This window comes from Microbacterium sp. K24 (assembly GCF_004794465.1).
GTDB lineage: Bacteria > Actinomycetota > Actinomycetes > Actinomycetales > Microbacteriaceae > Microbacterium.
The window spans coordinates 70268-86352 of the sequence record NZ_SSDJ01000152.1 but is presented as its reverse complement, the minus strand read 5'-3'; the positions used below and the strand labels follow the sequence as shown (position 1 = coordinate 86352).

Here is a 16085-nt window from a genome sequence, read left to right as displayed (position 1 = left end):
GTGCCGCCCATTCGTCTGCACGCCGTTCCTGTTTAGCGTTCACCGGCCCGAACTTCGAGCGTACGTCCCCGAACACGGCGTGGCATAGCTCGTGGGCGAAGACCGATCGGAGTAGACGGAGAGACATTCCGCACTGGAGGCGGATAGTGTGCGTGGCTGCGTCATAGTCGCCATCACGGTCCATGTCCGACAGGTCGGCGAACTCCACGGTGACATTGAGTGCCTCAGCGATTTCGAAGAGCGCGGCCGTCATACGAGATCCTCCCCCCTGTCCCGGGACTTGAGTCGAGCAGCCCGGGCGTACTGGTCGCGAGTATGCCCGGAAGCACTGACATCGGATTCCGCATCCTCGTCATCCCCGGGGGCAACAGCATTCAGGCGACGCGCGATCTCTGCCAGGAGAACCGACGACGGAACGTGGCTGAGGTTGTTGGCGTCCATGGTGCGCAGCTTCTGCATCCGCTCCTCGTGGACAGCCGCGTTGGCCTCTGAGTCGAGAGTCAGGTCGTCAAGGGAGGCGGCATAGCCGGCAGCGAACAGTGCGCGCTCGCGCGTGATGCCGAGGGTATTAGCGGCGACGATCGCGAGGCGATGGCTTGGCCGCTCGTTTCCGTTCACCCACTTGCTCGCGCGATCGCGCTTGATGAGTCCCTCGGACTCTCGCACGAGGTCCGCCTGTCGCCATCCCCGTTCGGCGAGCTGCTCGCGCAGCCATTCGCCCCACTTCGCGGCAAGGTCGCTCTCTGTCATGACACTAGTGTTGCGTGCGCGCAACGAAAAGTCAATATCTTGAATGTTGCGCGCACCAGACACTGTGTGTATCGTGGACGCAACAAGTCCAGTCGAACCCCTTACAGGAGGCGCAATGTTGCGGATCGAGCCCGAAGTGCTCTGCCGGTTAGCTGCCGAGCGGGGATGGATGCACAAGACCGGTCGCCTGGCGGGCACCCTGAACGCCACGGCAATGGCGCAGCAGCTCGGAGTCTCTGTCTCGACAGTGACACGGGCATACGACACCGGCGCGGTCGGCGTAGTGCTTCTGGGGAAGCTCAAGCTTGTGAGCGGATGGTCGCTAGACGACCTCGTCAGCGTCGTCGAGGCGACAGCGGCATGAGCGCCCTCGACGAGCGCATGACGCCGGAAGAGACTTCCGAGCTGACCCAGCTATCTCTCGACCGGCTGAAACAGCTCCGGTACGAGCGGCGCATCTACCCGTTCTACAAGGTGCCCGGCACGCGCGCCGTGTACTACAAGCGGTCCGAAGTCGAAGCGATCATCGACGCAGGACGCGTGGAGGTGCGGGCCTCATGACTCCCGACACTCTTCCTCTCTGGTTCTGGCTCCCGGCCTTCCTCGTCCTCGCCCCACTCGCACTCTTCGCGATGACCATAAAGGTCTCGAGCACCGAAGATCCCTACCCGGATGAGAGCACGCCGCTCGACATCCTCGAGCAGACCGGCATCTACCCTCGGTAGCTCCCCTGACCGCCCGCGTCACAAAACCGGGTCGCTTCTGGAGTCCTCACCGACCCCAGGGGTACTTGTCGCGCCCGATGCCTCGCCAACGGGCCGCGATCGCACCAACAGAACTCCACATTGAACAATCCCGCACAGGGATACGAGGGGCCAGTCGAAGCCACGATGCTGCGACCCCTCATGCACCCGCGACGGCGTGCAGTGGCATGCACGTGCTGTGAAAGGCGCCAGACGACGCGGAGGACGACTGTGTGGGGGAGAAGCGCACCGAAGGTGAAGCCGAGAAGGTGCGCTCGAGCGGGGATGACGCTATGTCGCGTCGTGGCCCCGTAGCGAACGTGACGCGCTGAGCGCTGAACAACCGCGGGTGACTCATCGAAGGGAAACCCAAGACATTCCGACCGGCGACGAGATATCGCCGGCGCCCGAACCAGGAAGTACACCGTGGGCCAGTCCACGGCGGGCACGCAGACCGACTGCACGAGAGAAGGGAACACCATGTCGACACGAGCACGCAAGGACCGCAAGCGCGCAGGAATCAAGTTCACGCCGAAGCCCCAGAAGGTCGGCACCCCGGTCGCGAAGCGATCGTTCGTCACCCAGCCCGTGGTCCGCGTGACCGGCGACGCCGTCCCGGCCGGCTTCGACAACCTCATGGCACCGCGATCGCCGAAGCGCATCAAGCGCTTCATCGCATCCGGCGGCATCGTCCGCTGAGTAGACAGCCCGCTGAGCGGGCACCACGGCGCAGAGCAGCGCCGCACCGAAGGGAAGCGAGGCCCGGGCGAGTGGAACCGCCCGGGCCTCCTCATGTCAGAAGGAGAACCGATGGAACGCCGATCGTTCGTCAAAGGGGCCGCATGGTCCGTCCCTGTCATCGCCGCGGCGGTGGCGACTCCGCTCGCGGCCGCATCCGGCCCCCATCCATCACCCGAGCCGACGAAGCCGCCGATTCTGGTCTGCACGCCGCCGAACCACGACCCCGACGTCGAGTCCGTCAGCATCACCGGCAACCTCATGCTCATCAAGTTCCGCCCCGGTGCGCAGAACAGCGTGGACGTCACCGTCCGCATCGCCGGGCAACGCGAGGTGCACCTCAACCTGGTATCGCCCGGGACGCCGACGAACGGCGTCGCCCACATGAAGAACTACCTCCCCGGGCAGGTGTTCACCGTCACCCTGCCCGACGCCTACAACCGCCGACGCGGCGACTGGCTCCAGGTCAAGACGGTCCACAACGAGAACTGCGTGGACGCCTGATGGTCGACGAGATGCTCGCCGCGCAGTACGACCACGAGTGGGACGAGATCTGCGCCAACCTCGCCTCTCTGCCGAGGCCGATCCCCATGATCGCCCCGACCGCGATCCTTTCGGGAGACAACCGTGGGATCTGAGTTCTTTCGCCAGCCGTCGAAGCGACTCGACCGGGAGTTCCGGGCCATGGGAGCCACGCGCGAGAGCCGCACGTCGGACCACGTGGCCTACCGATTCCCGGATGGTGCTCGCCGCCTGGTGCCCACCAACATCGCTCCGGGCCGCGCTCGGCAGATGCTCGCCGAGACGCAGGAGCGATACGGCACCGGTCGATACCGCGCCAACACCGACCCGCTGCGAAGCGCGATCGAAAAGCCCGGTGCACCTGTCGTCGACACCGCCCGCCTCGCCCTGTCGCGGCACGCCAGGGAACGGTTCGAACTCATGGCAGACCAGGCGAACCTCCGCGCGCTCGAACTGCGCGATGCCGTGCAGTACCCGGAGCGGGTGCTGTGGTCACCGATGCACTGCTCATGGCTGTGGGTCCGCGGCCGCATCATCGTCGCCGTTGTCATCGGCGACGACGGCGCGTTCGTGATCCGCACCCTCCTCTGGGCAACTGAGGAGCTGTGGGAGCAGAACCCGCGGCCGGAACCGGAAGCCGAGCCGGCATGAGCCGCAAGCCGAACCCGGCGATCCGGGACTACTGCCGCTCGTGTCTCGGATGGGGCTTCTACCTCCGATGGAAAGACCCCGACGACGAAGAGGAATGCATCGACTGCGGCGGCACCGGAAGGCGCCGTCAGGAAGGACAACCATGAACGCCGCAGGGCTCGCACACAAAGACGACCCCGAAGTCTCACACCTCGCCGCGACCGGCCTCTCGCGAACGCGCACCGAAGCCGTGATGCACGCCGTCGTCGACCTTCTCGACGAACTCGGCCCGCGGACGCCGGCTGAACTCGAGCACGAGTACGACGCACGCCGCGCTCGCATGGAGTGGCCGCGGATGGCGCCGTACAACGTGCACAAGCGCGTTTCCCAGATGAAGAAGCACCTCAGGGTGCTCCGAGGAAGCGGCATCCGCGATGCCGGCGCAGAGCGCGTCGAGCTGACCACCGATGCCCTCCGGGCGCACGGACTCATCAAGGCCCACATGCAGGAGGACGAGGAGTGATGTCGCTCCGGAAGCCGAACGCCAACACGTTCCGCGAACGGCCGATCCGACGCGGATGGGTCGGTCAGGCATCCGCCTCCCAGCCCGCGGTCAACGACCGTTTCCTGTCCCTCGTCGACGGAGGCACCCAGATCTCCCTCGGCCACGCCGCCCGCATCGTCCAGATCATCCATCACGAGTCGCAGACCGTCTACGAACTCGCTGACCGAACCGTCATCACCGCGGATCGCGGTGCCCGAATCTCATGGGAAGAAGCATGACTCTCACACCTCTCGACCTCATCTTCTGGGCGCTCGCGCTCGTCGTCGTCGTCCTCGCCCTCCTGTTCCTCGCCGTCGGCACCTGGATCGTCGCAGTCCTCATCCGGCTCGTCATCCGTTCGCAGCGCGCCAAGGCATCCGACGGGAAGGGCAACGCGTGATTGAGAAGCCGATGGATTGGGAGCCATCTCGCCGGAATCGAGCGCGCTCCGCCGCCGAAGTCGTCGGGATCGGCTCGCTCATCGCGATCGTCGCGATGGCGGCGGCCTACATGCTGTCCGGTACGCCGTGATGGCCGGTCCCGTGCTCGCCGGCCTCACCACCGAGCAGTTGCGCATCCTCCGCGATGACCGCGCTGCGATCACCGATGAGGTCTATCGAATCATCGAGCAGCCGATCAACGAGTTCGAGCTGCGAAGCCAGGTGTACGCGCACCTTTCCAACCGCACCGCGGAGGCGTTCAACGAGAACCTCCAGCGCGTGACAACCCCGACGAAGCCCGAGGAGTCCGGCCAGTGATCGAGTACTTCAACGCAGAGACGAAGAAGTGGACGGTGAGCCGATTCCCGTGGCTTCCCGAGGACATCGAAGAGCTCAACTCGTTCGTCGGGTGGGGCATGTACCGACAGATCGGAGACGCAGCGTGACTGACATGAAGCAGCTCATCGAGACGGCCTTCACGGCATCCAACGGCGTTCGCATTCTCGAGCTTGCCGAAGGGGTCGGATTCATCCTTCCCGATCAGAGCGACTACTCGAAGTTCGGCATCACCGCCGCGAAGGCAGAAGCCATCGTCGAGTGGGGGCTCGCCAAGAGGGACGCCGAGATCGGCCGTTGGCGCTGGGCTGAGAACCCGAATTTCGTCGTCTACCCGCACGAACGAGGTGTCGTCGTCGTAGACGAGAAAGCCGGCACCAACGGGTACTACCAGCGCGGCGAATACACGCGGAGTCCCGATGCTGATGCCGCCCACGCCTACTTCGAGGCGCACCCGGAGCCGAAGCCCTGGGAGGACGCCAAGCCTGGCGAGTCATGGAAGCTCCGTGAAGAAATGGCCTATCCCGGCATGGCTTTCCGCACAGAGGAGATGGGGTGGCTGTGGGCCACTGGCCGTCCGGTCGATCTGACCCGCATCGTCGATGGCCAGCGCGTTTGGCCGGAGAACGCATCGTGACTGAGACGAAGCTCGAAGGTCTCGTGCTCGGCATGCCGGAGCTGGACTATCACGCTAACCCGGCGCTGTCGTCGACCGGAGCAAAGCTCCTCCTCGAATCGCCCGCCAAGTTCGACTGGGTCATCAACAGGAGCAACCGCGTCGAGAAGAAGGCGTATGACGTCGGCTCCGCTGTGCATGCGCTCGTACTCGGCACCGGCTACGACGTCGCGATCATCCCGGATGACCTGCTCTCGGGCGCGAACAAGGCGATCTCCTCCGACAAAGCGAAGGCGTGGGTCAAGGAGAACCGCGACGCCGGCAAGATCCCGATGAAGGAAGCTGAGTACGCGCCGGTGAAGGCCATGGCCGACGCCGTGCTCATGCACCCGACCGGGCGCGCTCTGCTCGAACGCGACGGCGACGCGGAGGCGTCGATGTTCGCCACCGACCCTGTGACGGGGATCGACCTCCGGTGCCGGTTCGACTTCCTGCCGGCGGATCGCCGCGTCGCGGTCGACCTCAAGAAGACCCGGCCCGGTCACGCGCGACCGTTCAAGTTCGCGTCGACCGTCGTCGAATACGGCTACGACGTGTCGTGGGCGCACTACTTGCTCACGGCCGAACTCGCGGGCGAGCCGGTCACCGAGATGGTGTTCCTAGTCGTCGAGGACGGTCCGCCGTTCCACATCTTGCCCGCTCGCCTCGACCCCGACTTCAAGGAAATCGGGGAAGCGAAGGCGCGCGTCGCGCGCGACCGCTTCGCCCGCGCTCTCGACACAGGGGAGTGGCCCGGATACCCCACCGAGATCCAGCTCATCCGGCCGCCTCAGTTCGCCATCTACGACCACATCGACTCTCAGGAGACAGCAGCATGAAGATCAAGAAGACCCTCGCCGCGGCCGCGGCCATCATCGCGGCCGGAACGCTCCTCGCCGGATGTGGCATCCAATACGACGGGGAAACGACCGGATGCACCGTCACCGACAAGTACGTCACCGTCTCGAAAGACAAGTCGGAGAAGCGCATCGCGACGTCCTGCGGCACGTTCAACGTGGAAGACGAGCTGTCTCAGGGGCAGTGGAACTCCGCCGACCTGTACGCCCGGATCGAGGTCGGCAAGACCTACGACTTCGAGGCATACGGCTTCCGCAACGGGTTCCTCTCGGCGTTTCCGAACGTCTCTGACGCCACGGAGGTGAAGCAGTGACCATCGCCGAGGTCGCACTGCCCGAACCGGAGACGCAGTCCCGCATCCATCGAGCGCCGAAGAGCGAGTCGCCGGACGACTTCACGACGGCCGCGGAGCGAATCGCGGCGTTCTGGGAGAAGTACCCCGATGGGAGCATCCTCCCCGAAGTCGAGGTCGCCACGATCGCACACGCCTCCCACATCCCGTACCGGGTCTATACGGTGCGGGCGTTCATCCGGAAGGACTCGCAGTCCGAGCGCCCCGACGCTGTCGCCCACGCGACGCGCGGCGAGAACGACGAGGACGAGCAGACTCGACAGTTCCCGCAGGAGACGGCCGAGACCTCGGCGATCTCCCGAGCGATACGGAACCTCGGCATCCTCGTGGGGCCGAAGACGCCCGTGGCGGCAGCGACGACAGTCCCGGTCGAGAAGGGGCACCCTCTCGCCGTCGCTCGACTCGCGGCGAAGATGAGTCAGCGGAAGCTCGCCGAGAGCATGCAGGGCAAGGGGTTCGACTGGTCTCAGTCGCTCGTCTCGAAGGTCGAGGGCGGCAGTCGCCCTCTGAACGGTGACGAGATCCTCGCGCTGACCGAGTTGATCGGCTTCAAGAGCACGTGAGCGGGCAGATCACCTGCCAGGCCGAAGAGTGCCAGCGTGACGCGACGTCGCACGCTGGCACTCTTCGTGTCTGCCTCCTCCACTACAAGCGGTGGAAGCGCCACGGCGACGTGAACGTGCAGGGTCGCCGGTACTCCCCGCCAAACCCGGACAAGGCTGATTGCGCGCTCAGTGATTGCGCCGAGCGCGTCGATGGGGCGTCCGAGTGGTGCAAGCTGCACGGCTCCCGGGTGCGCCGCCACGGCGATCCGAGCGTGGTCATCGCCCCATCGGACCGGGCGACGCCGACAGGCATGCAGAACGGCGCGTGGAGCGGCGACGACATCGGATACTCCGGCATGCACAGTCGTGTCCGGCGCCAGCGCGGCCGGGCAAGAGATCACGCGTGCATCGACTGTGGCGGTCCCGCCTCGCAGTGGTCGTACGACAGGCGCGACGAAAACGCCCGAGCGAGCGCGTTCGGACCGTACTCGCTCGACGTCGCGCACTACGAACCGCGCTGCGTGCGATGCCACAAAGAGTTCGACCTCACGGCGATCGCGAGAGCGGCCGCGTGACCATCCCGAAGAAATCGCGCGACCTCGTCGAAGCTCGATCGGGCGGCATCTGCGAAGGGTGCGGCGCACGCCGAGCGACAGACATGCATCACCGGAAGTACCGCTCTCGGGGCGGCGATCACAGCCCGGCGAACCTGGCGCATCTCTGCGGCGGTGCGTCCGGACTGGCCGGCGGGAATCATTCGGGGTGCCACGGCCTCGCGCACTCCGCCGACCCTCCCGAGGGCTGGTCAATCCCGTCCGGCATTGCCGACCCCGCGACGACAGCGTTCCGCACGCTCGCCGGCCTCTGGCTGATCTTCACCGCCGCCGGCACGGCCGAACCCACCACCCCACCTACTTGAGCCGGGCGCGCCCGGAGAACGGGACACCATGAGAATCCTCACGGTCCGACAGCCCTGGGCATGGGCCATCATCCACGGCGGCAAAGACGTCGAGAACCGACCGCGGAACATCGCGGGCAACTACCGCGGCCCCGTCGCCATCCACGCCGGGAAGTCCTTCGACTACGAACGACCGACGGACCGTTTCCTGGCGGAATACTCGCGGCTTCCGGTCGCAGGGCGTGAGACGGGATACATAATCGGCGTCGTCAACCTCATCGAAGTGCACGAAGAGCGCGACTGCTGGACTGCGATGGCCGGCCGCGACGGGGAAACCCACGAAGAGCACTGCTCATCTTGGGCGCACGGCGGCGACGTCTTCCACCTCGTGCTCGAGAACCCTCGCCCGCTCGCCGAGCCGATCCCGTACACCGGTGCGCTCGGCCTCCGAGACCTCGCCGTCCGCGACCCGCAAACCGTACTCGCCATCAACCGACAGATCGGAGCGACAGCATGAGCATCGTCAAAGAGCCCGGTACCATCCGCACGGTCCACTACAACCGCGCCAAGGGGGAAGACGGACGCTTCCCGGTGACCTACTGGGGGACGCTCGAGGAGCAGATTGCCGAGGCCACAGCCGCCAACGCGCGATCGACCTCAAGCCACGACCACCGGATGCAGTCGCTCTACACCTACGTGGAGGACTGCGGCCACCTGAACCCCGAAGATGACGAGCGCTTCGAGCACGTCGAGGATCTCATCGAGGCGTGGGTGTCTCACAACCTCCCGATGCTCGCGTGGCAGCGCGGCGACGAGCACGTAATCCACACCCTCCGGTTCAAGAACAGACAGCGCGCTTACGGCGTCATCCCGATCGCCGCTGAGTGGCACCGCGCGCAGGAGGACTACGACGACCAGCACGTCGGCACCGTGTGCCTCGCGTCCCCGATGGGGGAGTGCTGCACCGAGTGCACCGAAGGCGACGAGGACTTCGGCTACGAGCCAGAGGGATGCCGGCTCGCCGAGCGCGTCCGCGAAGAGTACGACGACTTCTGGGATCGCGCGTCGGCAGACTGGCGCGACTACCGGAAGAAGCAGGAGGCATCGTGACCGACGAGCAAAGCGCGAACGAGAGCATCGACGCGGCGCTCGCGATGATTGAGGCCACCGGCAACGTGGTCGGCCTGCTCGACGGTCTCAAGACCGGACTCGAGGAACGCGGATGGGGGCCGTCGGCCGCATCACACGCGGCCACGACGATCGGCAACACGATGATGCTTGCCGGCCTCGCGACCAACCAGGCGAAGCGATGAGCTTCCGGGCGATGTACGACGGCCACTGCGCCGCCGAGTGCGGGAACCGCATCCACCCCGGCGACGAGGTCGAATACGACGAAGACCGGAAGCTTCACCACCTCGAATGCACCCCGAAACCGGACCCGACAACGCTCGGGCCACAAGAGATCGTCTGCCCGGATTGCTGGCTCGTGAAGCCATGCCGGTGCGACGACGACTGAGAGAGGAGCCGCGATGGCTCAGATACCCCGCACTCCGGTGCATTTTCCGCGGATGAAGGTCCGCGGGCGCCGGAACAAGGCGAAGCTCGCGCAGCGAATCCGCCGGGAGACGTTCATGCCCAACGTCATCGCAGTCCTCAACCCGGACGGCACCGTTGGGATCACGCCGTCACTCGGCCGGCCGCAGATGGGGCTCATGACCGTGCGAACAGTCGGCATCGTCGATGGCTACGGGCGGAGCGTCGAGCACACCGGGCTCCACGAGTACCGGCTGGAGCCGGTGAGGCCGAAGCCGAAGCCGACGTACAGGGTCGAGTTCAAGGTCGAGAACACGATGAGCGACGAGCTCCGGGATCTGCTCTTCGGGAGGGAGCGCCGTGACGAAGGATGAGCGCCTCTACATGACCTTCCCGAACGACTTCCACCGGCATCCGAAGCTGAGGAATCAGCCTGCCGAGGTCAAGTGGGCGTTCGTGGAGATGAACGGTGAGGCGCGCATCGCAGACAACGACGGCCGGTTCAGCGCCGAGGATGCCGAGTTCCTCTGGACGCCCGAGATCCTGGCCGCACTCATCGCCTCGCACCCCGTGCGACCGCTGGTGATTCGCGACGGCACGGACTATGTGATCCGCGAGTACTCGAAGCACCAGCAGACGAAGGCCGATCGCGAAGCCCTCACCGCGAAGCGGGCAGAGGCGGGTCGTAAGGGAGGGCTTGCCAAGGCCCAAGCAAGTGCTAGCAACGGCCAGGCCGACGGTGGCAAACAGAAGCACAGTCAGAGTCAGAGTCAGAGTCACCAGACTTCTACTCACGTTTCAGAGAGTCCGTCACTAGATAACCGTGCGAGCGGAGCGACGGACGATCAATCTGAGCCATACCGAAGCACACTGGCATCCCAGTACGGGATCGACGTCATGAGGATCAGGGCACACATCGTCGACAAGCTCGGGATGGCGCTCGAGCCGCCGGACGTCGTGAACGTGTCCATCTGGGTTCTCAACAAGATCAAGGAGCCGCCGCGCGCACCGACGAAGTACGTGCTCGGAGCGATCACTCGATCGCCCGCTGAGGTGCAGCAGTACATCCACGAATCAGGTCTCGTCTGAGACCTATCTATCCACAGGCCACTCCCCATACCAGGCGGTGGCCTTTCTCATTTCCAGGAGGTCACCGGTGAAGAAAATCGACCGCCAGATGGCGACGAGCCTCGAGTCGATCCTGACCCGCCACACCGCGAAGCGGGAAGCGATTGAGGAGCGCACGCTCACCGATCTGCGCACCGCGGGATTCACCCAGGTTCGATCCGTTCCCGAGGCGTACGAGCGCCTCGAAGCTCAGCGAGAACTCGCCGGCTTCACTCAGGCGCAGATCGATGTCGTCATGTACCAGCGGCGCAGCCGCGAGAAGAAAGGACTTGTCGCGTGATTGCTGACATCCAACTCAACCACACCATCCCTCACGGCACGCTCGACGGATACCGCGCAGGGTGCCGCGGGAGCGGGTGCCCGGCACAGCTCTCGTGCGAGAAGACGCACATCCGGTACCAGGGTGACTACGGATTCCGGAAGGCGCTCAACGCCGGCATCACGCCGGAGGAGTACCTGACTCGGGAGCGCGCAGCGTCAGTGACGACCGTCCGGACGCAGCAGACCGCTTCGACCGCCGTAACCCGCGGCAGGGTCGCGCGCGGCCGTCAGTACGTGCGGAAGGAACCAGGTGTCCCGATCACCGAGAACCAGCGGCAGGTGCTCGCGCTGCACAAGGACGGACTCACGGACGGTGAGATCGCAGAGCGGATGGGTAAGACGCGGGAGCAGATCAACGCGACTCGTCACCACCTCCACCTGAAACCGAACCGGGCTGCAGCCACCGACGATCACATCCGCACCCTGCACTCGAAGGGGTTCAGCGACATCCTCATCGCAAAGGAGCTCGGCCGGAACCTCGAGCACGTCCGCTCGCGCCGACGGAACATGAAGCTGCCGCTCAACCCGCACCGTCCGCCCGTGATCGTGACGGCCGACCTCCGACGACTCCACGGCGAAGGCCTCACCGACAAGCAGATCGCGGAGCGGCTCGACACCGATCCGAGGTACGTCGCGAGACGCCGGCGGAAGCTGCACCTCGCACCCAACCAAGCCCCCGCTGTCGCGGGGGTTTCGTCGTCCTAGGAGACCCCGTGAGCATCATCAGTGACGCCTTCATGGCGTGGCGCGAATGCCGCGCCGAGTACGACGACACGCTATATGCGCAGTACGAAGCCGCCGAAGAAGCGACCCGCGGCGCGATGCTCAACGCTCGCGGCCGGGCGAAGGGCATCGACCCATTCACACTGTTCATGGGGAACGAGGTCCGCGCGCGGGCGTACGCGTCGGAGGAGCTCATTGAGCACTGGGCATCGCACCCACGCATCAATTACGCCAGGTTCGAGCGGAAGTGGCAACGCGAACGTGAAGCCGAGCTAGTGAACGAAGTGGCCTAACTGATCGACGCCATGTCCGGTGACACTACGCATTCCGCCGTACGCACGACTCCATCGGGCCATATCCAGTCCAGGGTCAGAGTTGTGGTGCCGAAGCCGGGAACGTAGACGTACACCCACGCGTGCCGCGTCCAGTGTCGCAGCGGGATCTCGTTCACTCGGATGGCGCGACTCGAAATGATGCGAGCGGCCAGAGGAGCGTAGGGGCGCCAGGCGCGGATCTGCACCCGAATCTGTCCCAGCTCGGGCAGTAGATCCGCGCGAAACGTCCAAGGATCGCCGAACAGCTCATCGGGCTCGTCCACCCAGGTCGCTGCAGTCTCCAACGGAATCTGCAGCGGCTCACGCTCAGGACGGTCGAGGACGGCTGCTGCGATCCGATCCATCCCGACACCCACCGCGCCACCAAGCAAGAGCGATGCCAACGGATGGCGTTCAAGCATCGACTTCGGTCCCTCATCAGGTGTGTCTTCGCCCATCCGACGCCTCCGCTCACTCGTGCCGTGGCGTCTGATTCGCGCCGGCCTGCCCAGAAGTATCTCAGAACACGGAAGGACACCATGACCGGATTCATCGGTATCGATTGGTCGCTCACCGCGTGCGGCGTCGCCGCCTATGTGGATGGCGAATGGGACCGTTGCACGATCCCCACGAAGCCGGACGACGGCACGCCCGAGGGATTCCTCGATCGCGTTGACTACATCGCTTCGAAGATCACGAGCTGGGCTGATCCCGCCGCCGGCGACGTCTGGGCGATCGAGGGACCGTCACTCGGCGCGAAGGGAGCCGCCGTCGACCGCATGTTTGGCGGCTGGTGGCTCACCATGGCCGCTCTCCGCGCCCATCACGCCGTCCCGTGGGTGTTCGCACCCTCGAGCCTCAAGAAGCTCGCCACGGGCAAGGGCAACGCCGGCAAAGACGAAGTGCTCCTCGCCACGGCGAAGCGACTCCCCGAGGCCGACGTCCGCAACAACAACGAGTCCGACGCCGCATGGGCGGCGATCGCCGCATCCATCATCCGCGGCGAACCGATCATCCAGCTCCCCGCCAACCACACCGCCGGCCTCACCCGCACGCTGAAAGGAAAGTCATGACGACCGCAGTGAAGCGCACGTCGCGCGACATGATCGAGCTGCTCGAGGGCCACTACTCACCGCCTCCCTCAAAGCCACCAGGAGGGCGGCTCATATCCGAGATCCAGGCACCGCACGGTCTCCGGCGTGCTGATGCGCTGTACATGCCGATCACCACAGGCGATCGCGGAACGATCATCGGGCACGAGATCAAGGTCAGCCGGAGCGACGTGATTGCCGAGGTGCGCGACCCGCACAAGGCCGACGCATGGATGCGCTACTGCAACCGCTGGTGGCTGGTCGTCTCTGACGCCTCGCTCATCGACGGCCTGGATATCCCAGAGAAGTGGGGCGTCATGGCGCCGCCGACACGCGGTCGCTTCATGACGATCATCACGAAAGCCCCCACGCTCCATCCAGAACCGTCGATCCTCGCCGAAGCATGGGGAACGATCTTCGCTCGCACCGGTTTCGCGGACATCGCGTCGACTGCTGAGGCTATCCACTACAAGGAGCAGGCCCAGCGTCTCGGAGAAACGAATCGTGAGCATGCCCGCGAGATCGCCCGCCTGAGTGCCGCTCTCGGCGAAGACGAAGGCAAGAGCCAGTACCGATCGAGCCGGCTGACCGTCGCCAACGTCATGGCGGCTCTCGACCGACTCGGAGAGTACGGCGACGACTCCCCGAAGGCGTTCCGGGGTCTCGCATGGAGCCTCGACGCCGAGAAAGTCGCCCGAGGAATCCTCGCCGCCGCAGCGCTCGCAGACGATCGCCACCCCCTCACCGAAGACATCGTCGCCGCCATCGACCGAGCCAACAACATCGCTGTGCGCCTGACATCGGTGCTCGACGAACTCCAGAAAGGAACACCCTCATGAACACCCTCACCATCCACGCCGAGCTTCACCCGCGCCTCCTCACCGACGCCCGCATGCGCCGCGAACGCGAAGCCATCGCCGCACGGCACGCGCCGAGCGCACGAGAGCTGTTCGCCAACCGTGAGCAGCTCCTCGACGGCACCGCTGCCGCACTGATCGCCTCGCATCGCCGCGCGAACGTAGAGAGGCGCGTGCGGAGCACCAAGCTCAGCAAGGCCGTCGACTCGATCAACCGCATCACCGACCGTCTGCGCGGCGGGTACTACCGCGGGAGGGGCGCCTGATGGCCGGCCCTCACATCGCGACGATTCGAGGCGCTCTGCTGCTCCAGGTGGGCGAGGGCGCGCCTGTGAACCTCGGGAACATCGAAATCCCCATCACGGCCTCCGCAACGACGAACGGGCAGGGTGAACTCGTACTCAGCGCGAAGCCGAACATGCGCGAGGTTCGCGACTTCGTCGAGGCCGTGTTCGGGAGCCCGGACTACCAGTACCAACCGGCCCCAGGGCTGTCCGAGCACGAGCGGGCGGAGGTCGATCGGTTCGGCATCCATGAGGAGGACACGGTCACGAATGAGTGACGACCACGTCTGCATCACCAATCACGAGTCCATGGGGGCGGTTCCGAGACGGGACCGCCCCTTCCCGTGCCGACGGCGCGATCAGCACTACGCGTCGTGCGAGAACGACCGATGCAGGGGCTGCGTGCCCCGCTCGGCGACGCACGGCTATCTCTGCCCCGTCTGCTACCGGCGCCTGGTCGACGCGCTCGGTCGGCTCGCATGGCTCATCGCTCATCTGCGATCGATCGAGAAGCCGGCACAGGCCATCGGTGAGCGGGTCGACACGTCCATGGAGAAGTCGATCCTCATGCCAGACCCGTGGATCGCCGCTGACGAGTTGATGGTCTCGCTCGGCGCGCGCGTCATCCCGTCGACCGCGTCGATCGACGAGGCGATCCGCCTGGCCCACGACGCCGTCGTCATCGACGTCGACCACTGGGTGGCGACGCTCGAGGGCGCCACCAACGCGGTGATCCTCCTCAAGCGGATGGACGTCGCCCTGAAACGGTGGCCCGACAGCGAGGCACAGTTCCGGGCAATCCCGTACGTCCGGTGCCCGAACTGCGGACACCCTCACCTCTGGCGCGCCGCGCCGGAGCGCGCCGGCGACGACCTACGCGTCGTCTGCGGCACCCCGGAATGCGGCTATCAGCTCGGCTGGGAAGCATGGGCGGAGCAGTACGCGCCGGCGTTTGTTTACCTCGAAGCCGACATGAAGCGGAGAGAGAAACTCGCGGCTAGGGAGGAGAAGAGGGCTCAGCCTCAGTAGGCCATCGGATCGATCGCGGTGACCCGATCACTCGCTCTCGCGTCGGCCTGTCGCCAGGATTGCTCGATGGCGCGGCGGCGCTTGTACTCGCGCCACCAGCGTTTCGGGAAGTTGTACGGCGAGGGGACATACGCCGCGATCGTGAGCGCCCACGAATCGGCGCGAACGGTGAAATCCACGTCCACGAACGCTTCACGGTAGGCCAGCAAGAGCCACCGTTGTTGGAGGTAGCGGTCAATGAGATCCCGTAGCTCGGCGTCCGCTTCCACTTGCGGAGTGTACGTGTCGTCGTGGCCCGACTCCCAGCTCCAAGCCCACACGCGGTCAGGTTGCGGGCCAAGGCGCGCGAGCTCGCGGATATTCGCGTGGATGCGGTGTCCGAGCCAGGCGGCGATTCCGGCGCGGTTGTGGTAATCCGCGATCCTTTGGTCGAGTGCGTCCGCAAGCGATTCAAGCTCGTCGAGTGTGGCAACGAGCCGCGCGGCCCAGTGGTAAGCGCTGATTCTCACGAGGGGTTCCCCCGGAGGAACCTCGCGAACGAGCTCCTGGAGACGGGCCAGTTGGCTCATCTTCGGATGCAACGTTGGGCCCGAGTCCGAACGGAACTCGATCTCGTGCTGCAGGAGTGAGCGAGCCCGCTCCACCACCTGTGCCTGCGCTCGCATCACTTCATTGGCGCGCGCCCGGCCGCTAATTCGGCGCTCCGTTCCGAGCACCACGCCACCAACAGCAACACCGGTCACGATGCCGACGATCAAGTCGGGCACAAAGGAGTCCCAGTTCACCCGCTCAGT

At 65.6% G+C, this 16085-nt stretch carries 37 protein-coding genes; 33 read left to right on the top strand and 4 right to left on the bottom strand.

What is annotated here, in order from left to right; translation table 11 throughout:
- Both DW306_RS19850 and DW306_RS19845 read right to left on the bottom strand, forming a co-directional pair.
- Nucleotides 1–253 (bottom strand): ImmA/IrrE family metallo-endopeptidase (locus DW306_RS19850; protein ID WP_136057300.1); only part of this gene is annotated, 253 nt, incomplete at its 3' end.
- Nucleotides 250–750, bottom strand: a complete 501-nt coding sequence (locus tag DW306_RS19845) for a helix-turn-helix transcriptional regulator (RefSeq protein WP_136057299.1) — start codon at nt 748–750, stop codon at nt 250–252. The genes DW306_RS19850 and DW306_RS19845, both read right to left, overlap by 4 nt.
- A gap of 115 nt (nt 751–865) precedes the next feature.
- Here DW306_RS19845 and DW306_RS19840 point away from each other — a divergent pair, with 115 nt between their 5' ends.
- The 28 genes from DW306_RS19840 (at nt 866) to DW306_RS19730 (ending at nt 12009) form a co-directional block, all read left to right on the top strand.
- Nucleotides 866–1114, top strand: coding sequence for a hypothetical protein (locus DW306_RS19840; RefSeq protein ID WP_136057298.1), 249 nt, complete (start codon nt 866–868; stop codon nt 1112–1114).
- A complete protein-coding gene (locus DW306_RS19835) occupies nt 1111–1311 on the top strand; it encodes a hypothetical protein (RefSeq protein WP_136057297.1) in 201 nt (66 codons plus the stop codon). The genes DW306_RS19840 and DW306_RS19835 overlap by 4 nt, the downstream gene beginning before the upstream one ends.
- On the top strand, nt 1308–1475 hold the full coding sequence (locus DW306_RS21420) for a hypothetical protein (RefSeq protein ID WP_168429389.1): 168 nt from the start codon (nt 1308–1310) through the stop codon (nt 1473–1475). Before DW306_RS19835 ends, DW306_RS21420 begins: the two co-directional genes overlap by 4 nt.
- A 498-nt stretch (nt 1476–1973) precedes the next feature.
- Nucleotides 1974–2192: a hypothetical protein gene (locus tag DW306_RS19830; RefSeq protein WP_136057296.1), complete on the top strand. Its 219-nt coding sequence runs from the start codon at nt 1974–1976 to the stop codon at nt 2190–2192.
- 111 nt (nt 2193–2303) lie between these two features.
- A complete protein-coding gene (locus tag DW306_RS19825) occupies nt 2304–2735 on the top strand; it encodes a hypothetical protein (RefSeq protein ID WP_168429383.1) in 432 nt (143 codons plus the stop codon).
- Nucleotides 2735–2869, top strand: a complete 135-nt coding sequence (locus DW306_RS21750) for a hypothetical protein (protein WP_275092161.1) — start codon at nt 2735–2737, stop codon at nt 2867–2869. The genes DW306_RS19825 and DW306_RS21750 overlap by 1 nt, the downstream gene beginning before the upstream one ends.
- A complete protein-coding gene (locus DW306_RS19820) occupies nt 2859–3404 on the top strand; it encodes a hypothetical protein (protein WP_136057294.1) in 546 nt (181 codons plus the stop codon). The genes DW306_RS21750 and DW306_RS19820 overlap by 11 nt, the downstream gene beginning before the upstream one ends.
- A gap of 142 nt (nt 3405–3546) precedes the next feature.
- Complete coding sequence (locus DW306_RS19815) at nt 3547–3906, top strand: hypothetical protein (protein ID WP_136057293.1); 360 nt, start codon at nt 3547–3549, stop codon at nt 3904–3906.
- On the top strand, nt 3906–4166 hold the full coding sequence (locus DW306_RS19810; RefSeq protein ID WP_136057292.1) for a hypothetical protein: 261 nt from the start codon (nt 3906–3908) through the stop codon (nt 4164–4166). Before DW306_RS19815 ends, DW306_RS19810 begins: the two co-directional genes overlap by 1 nt.
- On the top strand, nt 4163–4327 hold the full coding sequence (locus DW306_RS21415) for a hypothetical protein (protein WP_168429388.1): 165 nt from the start codon (nt 4163–4165) through the stop codon (nt 4325–4327). The genes DW306_RS19810 and DW306_RS21415 overlap by 4 nt, the downstream gene beginning before the upstream one ends.
- On the top strand, nt 4324–4458 hold the full coding sequence (locus DW306_RS21745; protein ID WP_275092160.1) for a hypothetical protein: 135 nt from the start codon (nt 4324–4326) through the stop codon (nt 4456–4458). Before DW306_RS21415 ends, DW306_RS21745 begins: the two co-directional genes overlap by 4 nt.
- Nucleotides 4458–4685 (top strand): hypothetical protein, encoded by a 228-nt coding sequence (locus DW306_RS19805; protein WP_136057291.1) that lies wholly within the window; start codon nt 4458–4460, stop codon nt 4683–4685. Before DW306_RS21745 ends, DW306_RS19805 begins: the two co-directional genes overlap by 1 nt.
- The gene (locus tag DW306_RS21740) at nt 4682–4813 is read left to right on the top strand and encodes a hypothetical protein (protein WP_275092159.1); all 132 of its coding nucleotides are present in this window, start codon (nt 4682–4684) and stop codon (nt 4811–4813) included. Before DW306_RS19805 ends, DW306_RS21740 begins: the two co-directional genes overlap by 4 nt.
- A 5-nt stretch (nt 4814–4818) precedes the next feature.
- On the top strand, nt 4819–5340 hold the full coding sequence (locus tag DW306_RS19800; protein ID WP_136057290.1) for a hypothetical protein: 522 nt from the start codon (nt 4819–4821) through the stop codon (nt 5338–5340).
- Entirely contained in the window at nt 5337–6197 is an 861-nt protein-coding gene (locus tag DW306_RS19795; protein WP_136057289.1) for a PD-(D/E)XK nuclease-like domain-containing protein, read from the top strand. The genes DW306_RS19800 and DW306_RS19795 overlap by 4 nt, the downstream gene beginning before the upstream one ends.
- Nucleotides 6194–6529, top strand: a complete 336-nt coding sequence (locus DW306_RS19790; protein ID WP_136057288.1) for a hypothetical protein — start codon at nt 6194–6196, stop codon at nt 6527–6529. The genes DW306_RS19795 and DW306_RS19790 overlap by 4 nt, the downstream gene beginning before the upstream one ends.
- Entirely contained in the window at nt 6526–7131 is a 606-nt protein-coding gene (locus tag DW306_RS19785) for a helix-turn-helix transcriptional regulator (RefSeq protein ID WP_136057287.1), read from the top strand. The genes DW306_RS19790 and DW306_RS19785 overlap by 4 nt, the downstream gene beginning before the upstream one ends.
- Nucleotides 7128–7688: a hypothetical protein gene (locus DW306_RS19780; protein WP_136057286.1), complete on the top strand. Its 561-nt coding sequence runs from the start codon at nt 7128–7130 to the stop codon at nt 7686–7688. Before DW306_RS19785 ends, DW306_RS19780 begins: the two co-directional genes overlap by 4 nt.
- Nucleotides 7685–8032, top strand: a complete 348-nt coding sequence (locus tag DW306_RS19775; protein ID WP_136057285.1) for an HNH endonuclease signature motif containing protein — start codon at nt 7685–7687, stop codon at nt 8030–8032. The genes DW306_RS19780 and DW306_RS19775 overlap by 4 nt, the downstream gene beginning before the upstream one ends.
- A gap of 28 nt (nt 8033–8060) precedes the next feature.
- Nucleotides 8061–8528, top strand: a complete 468-nt coding sequence (locus tag DW306_RS19770; protein WP_205814215.1) for a hypothetical protein — start codon at nt 8061–8063, stop codon at nt 8526–8528.
- Nucleotides 8525–9121: a hypothetical protein gene (locus tag DW306_RS19765; protein WP_136057284.1), complete on the top strand. Its 597-nt coding sequence runs from the start codon at nt 8525–8527 to the stop codon at nt 9119–9121. The genes DW306_RS19770 and DW306_RS19765 overlap by 4 nt, the downstream gene beginning before the upstream one ends.
- Complete coding sequence (locus tag DW306_RS19760) at nt 9118–9324, top strand: hypothetical protein (protein ID WP_136057283.1); 207 nt, start codon at nt 9118–9120, stop codon at nt 9322–9324. Before DW306_RS19765 ends, DW306_RS19760 begins: the two co-directional genes overlap by 4 nt.
- Nucleotides 9321–9527 (top strand): hypothetical protein, encoded by a 207-nt coding sequence (locus tag DW306_RS19755; protein WP_136057282.1) that lies wholly within the window; start codon nt 9321–9323, stop codon nt 9525–9527. Before DW306_RS19760 ends, DW306_RS19755 begins: the two co-directional genes overlap by 4 nt.
- Nucleotides 9528–9642: 115 nt before the next feature.
- Nucleotides 9643–9918: a hypothetical protein gene (locus tag DW306_RS19750; protein ID WP_136057281.1), complete on the top strand. Its 276-nt coding sequence runs from the start codon at nt 9643–9645 to the stop codon at nt 9916–9918.
- A 10-nt stretch (nt 9919–9928) separates the two neighbouring features.
- Entirely contained in the window at nt 9929–10633 is a 705-nt protein-coding gene (locus tag DW306_RS19745) for a hypothetical protein (protein WP_136057280.1), read from the top strand.
- A 67-nt stretch (nt 10634–10700) separates the two neighbouring features.
- The gene (locus tag DW306_RS19740) at nt 10701–10952 is read left to right on the top strand and encodes a hypothetical protein (RefSeq protein WP_136057279.1); all 252 of its coding nucleotides are present in this window, start codon (nt 10701–10703) and stop codon (nt 10950–10952) included.
- The gene (locus DW306_RS19735; RefSeq protein WP_136057278.1) at nt 10949–11698 is read left to right on the top strand and encodes a hypothetical protein; all 750 of its coding nucleotides are present in this window, start codon (nt 10949–10951) and stop codon (nt 11696–11698) included. The genes DW306_RS19740 and DW306_RS19735 overlap by 4 nt, the downstream gene beginning before the upstream one ends.
- Before the next feature lie 8 nt (nt 11699–11706).
- A complete protein-coding gene (locus DW306_RS19730; RefSeq protein ID WP_136057277.1) occupies nt 11707–12009 on the top strand; it encodes a hypothetical protein in 303 nt (100 codons plus the stop codon).
- Here DW306_RS19730 and DW306_RS19725 read toward each other — a convergent pair.
- Nucleotides 12006–12488, bottom strand: a complete 483-nt coding sequence (locus tag DW306_RS19725) for a hypothetical protein (protein ID WP_136057276.1) — start codon at nt 12486–12488, stop codon at nt 12006–12008. The two genes, DW306_RS19730 and DW306_RS19725, sit on opposite strands and share 4 nt — an antisense overlap.
- An 81-nt stretch (nt 12489–12569) precedes the next feature.
- Between DW306_RS19725 and DW306_RS19720 the strand changes: the two genes are divergently transcribed.
- From DW306_RS19720 to DW306_RS19700, 5 genes are read left to right on the top strand one after another with little or no spacing between them, the layout of a single operon-like run.
- Nucleotides 12570–13103: a hypothetical protein gene (locus DW306_RS19720; protein WP_136057275.1), complete on the top strand. Its 534-nt coding sequence runs from the start codon at nt 12570–12572 to the stop codon at nt 13101–13103.
- Nucleotides 13001–13960: a hypothetical protein gene (locus DW306_RS19715; RefSeq protein WP_168429387.1), complete on the top strand. Its 960-nt coding sequence runs from the start codon at nt 13001–13003 to the stop codon at nt 13958–13960. Before DW306_RS19720 ends, DW306_RS19715 begins: the two co-directional genes overlap by 103 nt.
- Nucleotides 13957–14244 carry a hypothetical protein gene (locus DW306_RS19710; RefSeq protein ID WP_136057273.1) on the top strand — a complete coding sequence of 96 codons (288 nt, stop codon included), beginning with the start codon at nt 13957–13959 and terminating at the stop codon, nt 14242–14244. Before DW306_RS19715 ends, DW306_RS19710 begins: the two co-directional genes overlap by 4 nt.
- Nucleotides 14244–14540 carry a hypothetical protein gene (locus tag DW306_RS19705; RefSeq protein WP_136057272.1) on the top strand — a complete coding sequence of 99 codons (297 nt, stop codon included), beginning with the start codon at nt 14244–14246 and terminating at the stop codon, nt 14538–14540. Before DW306_RS19710 ends, DW306_RS19705 begins: the two co-directional genes overlap by 1 nt.
- Complete coding sequence (locus DW306_RS19700) at nt 14533–15291, top strand: hypothetical protein (protein ID WP_136057271.1); 759 nt, start codon at nt 14533–14535, stop codon at nt 15289–15291. Before DW306_RS19705 ends, DW306_RS19700 begins: the two co-directional genes overlap by 8 nt.
- Here the strand turns inward: DW306_RS19700 and DW306_RS19695 are convergent.
- The gene (locus DW306_RS19695) at nt 15285–16076 is read right to left on the bottom strand and encodes a hypothetical protein (protein WP_136057270.1); all 792 of its coding nucleotides are present in this window, start codon (nt 16074–16076) and stop codon (nt 15285–15287) included. The genes DW306_RS19700 and DW306_RS19695 overlap by 7 nt on opposite strands.
- Between the last annotated feature and the right edge of the window lie 9 nt (nt 16077–16085).

Bases quoted from the DNA above. Each gene is read 5' to 3' on its own strand.
- DW306_RS19845 (WP_136057299.1), bottom strand. From the start codon at position 750: ATGACAGAGAGCGACCTTGCCGCGAAGTGGGGCGAATGGCTGCGCGAG.
- DW306_RS19840 (WP_136057298.1), top strand. From the start codon at position 866: ATGTTGCGGATCGAGCCCGAAGTGCTCTGCCGGTTAGCTGCCGAGCGG.
- DW306_RS19835 (WP_136057297.1), top strand. From the start codon at position 1,111: ATGAGCGCCCTCGACGAGCGCATGACGCCGGAAGAGACTTCCGAGCTG.
- DW306_RS21420 (WP_168429389.1), top strand. From the start codon at position 1,308: ATGACTCCCGACACTCTTCCTCTCTGGTTCTGGCTCCCGGCCTTCCTC.
- DW306_RS19830 (WP_136057296.1), top strand. From the start codon at position 1,974: ATGTCGACACGAGCACGCAAGGACCGCAAGCGCGCAGGAATCAAGTTC.
- DW306_RS19825 (WP_168429383.1), top strand. From the start codon at position 2,304: ATGGAACGCCGATCGTTCGTCAAAGGGGCCGCATGGTCCGTCCCTGTC.
- DW306_RS21750 (WP_275092161.1), top strand. From the start codon at position 2,735: ATGGTCGACGAGATGCTCGCCGCGCAGTACGACCACGAGTGGGACGAG.
- DW306_RS19815 (WP_136057293.1), top strand. From the start codon at position 3,547: ATGAACGCCGCAGGGCTCGCACACAAAGACGACCCCGAAGTCTCACAC.
- DW306_RS19810 (WP_136057292.1), top strand. From the start codon at position 3,906: ATGTCGCTCCGGAAGCCGAACGCCAACACGTTCCGCGAACGGCCGATC.
- DW306_RS21415 (WP_168429388.1), top strand. From the start codon at position 4,163: ATGACTCTCACACCTCTCGACCTCATCTTCTGGGCGCTCGCGCTCGTC.
- DW306_RS19805 (WP_136057291.1), top strand. From the start codon at position 4,458: ATGGCCGGTCCCGTGCTCGCCGGCCTCACCACCGAGCAGTTGCGCATC.
- DW306_RS19800 (WP_136057290.1), top strand. From the start codon at position 4,819: ATGAAGCAGCTCATCGAGACGGCCTTCACGGCATCCAACGGCGTTCGC.
- DW306_RS19790 (WP_136057288.1), top strand. From the start codon at position 6,194: ATGAAGATCAAGAAGACCCTCGCCGCGGCCGCGGCCATCATCGCGGCC.
- DW306_RS19770 (WP_205814215.1), top strand. From the start codon at position 8,061: ATGAGAATCCTCACGGTCCGACAGCCCTGGGCATGGGCCATCATCCAC.
- DW306_RS19765 (WP_136057284.1), top strand. From the start codon at position 8,525: ATGAGCATCGTCAAAGAGCCCGGTACCATCCGCACGGTCCACTACAAC.
- DW306_RS19755 (WP_136057282.1), top strand. From the start codon at position 9,321: ATGAGCTTCCGGGCGATGTACGACGGCCACTGCGCCGCCGAGTGCGGG.
- DW306_RS19750 (WP_136057281.1), top strand. From the start codon at position 9,643: ATGCCCAACGTCATCGCAGTCCTCAACCCGGACGGCACCGTTGGGATC.
- DW306_RS19745 (WP_136057280.1), top strand. From the start codon at position 9,929: ATGACCTTCCCGAACGACTTCCACCGGCATCCGAAGCTGAGGAATCAG.
- DW306_RS19725 (WP_136057276.1), bottom strand. From the start codon at position 12,488: ATGGGCGAAGACACACCTGATGAGGGACCGAAGTCGATGCTTGAACGC.
- DW306_RS19720 (WP_136057275.1), top strand. From the start codon at position 12,570: ATGACCGGATTCATCGGTATCGATTGGTCGCTCACCGCGTGCGGCGTC.
- DW306_RS19715 (WP_168429387.1), top strand. From the start codon at position 13,001: ATGGGCGGCGATCGCCGCATCCATCATCCGCGGCGAACCGATCATCCA.
- DW306_RS19710 (WP_136057273.1), top strand. From the start codon at position 13,957: ATGAACACCCTCACCATCCACGCCGAGCTTCACCCGCGCCTCCTCACC.
- DW306_RS19705 (WP_136057272.1), top strand. From the start codon at position 14,244: ATGGCCGGCCCTCACATCGCGACGATTCGAGGCGCTCTGCTGCTCCAG.
- DW306_RS19700 (WP_136057271.1), top strand. From the start codon at position 14,533: ATGAGTGACGACCACGTCTGCATCACCAATCACGAGTCCATGGGGGCG.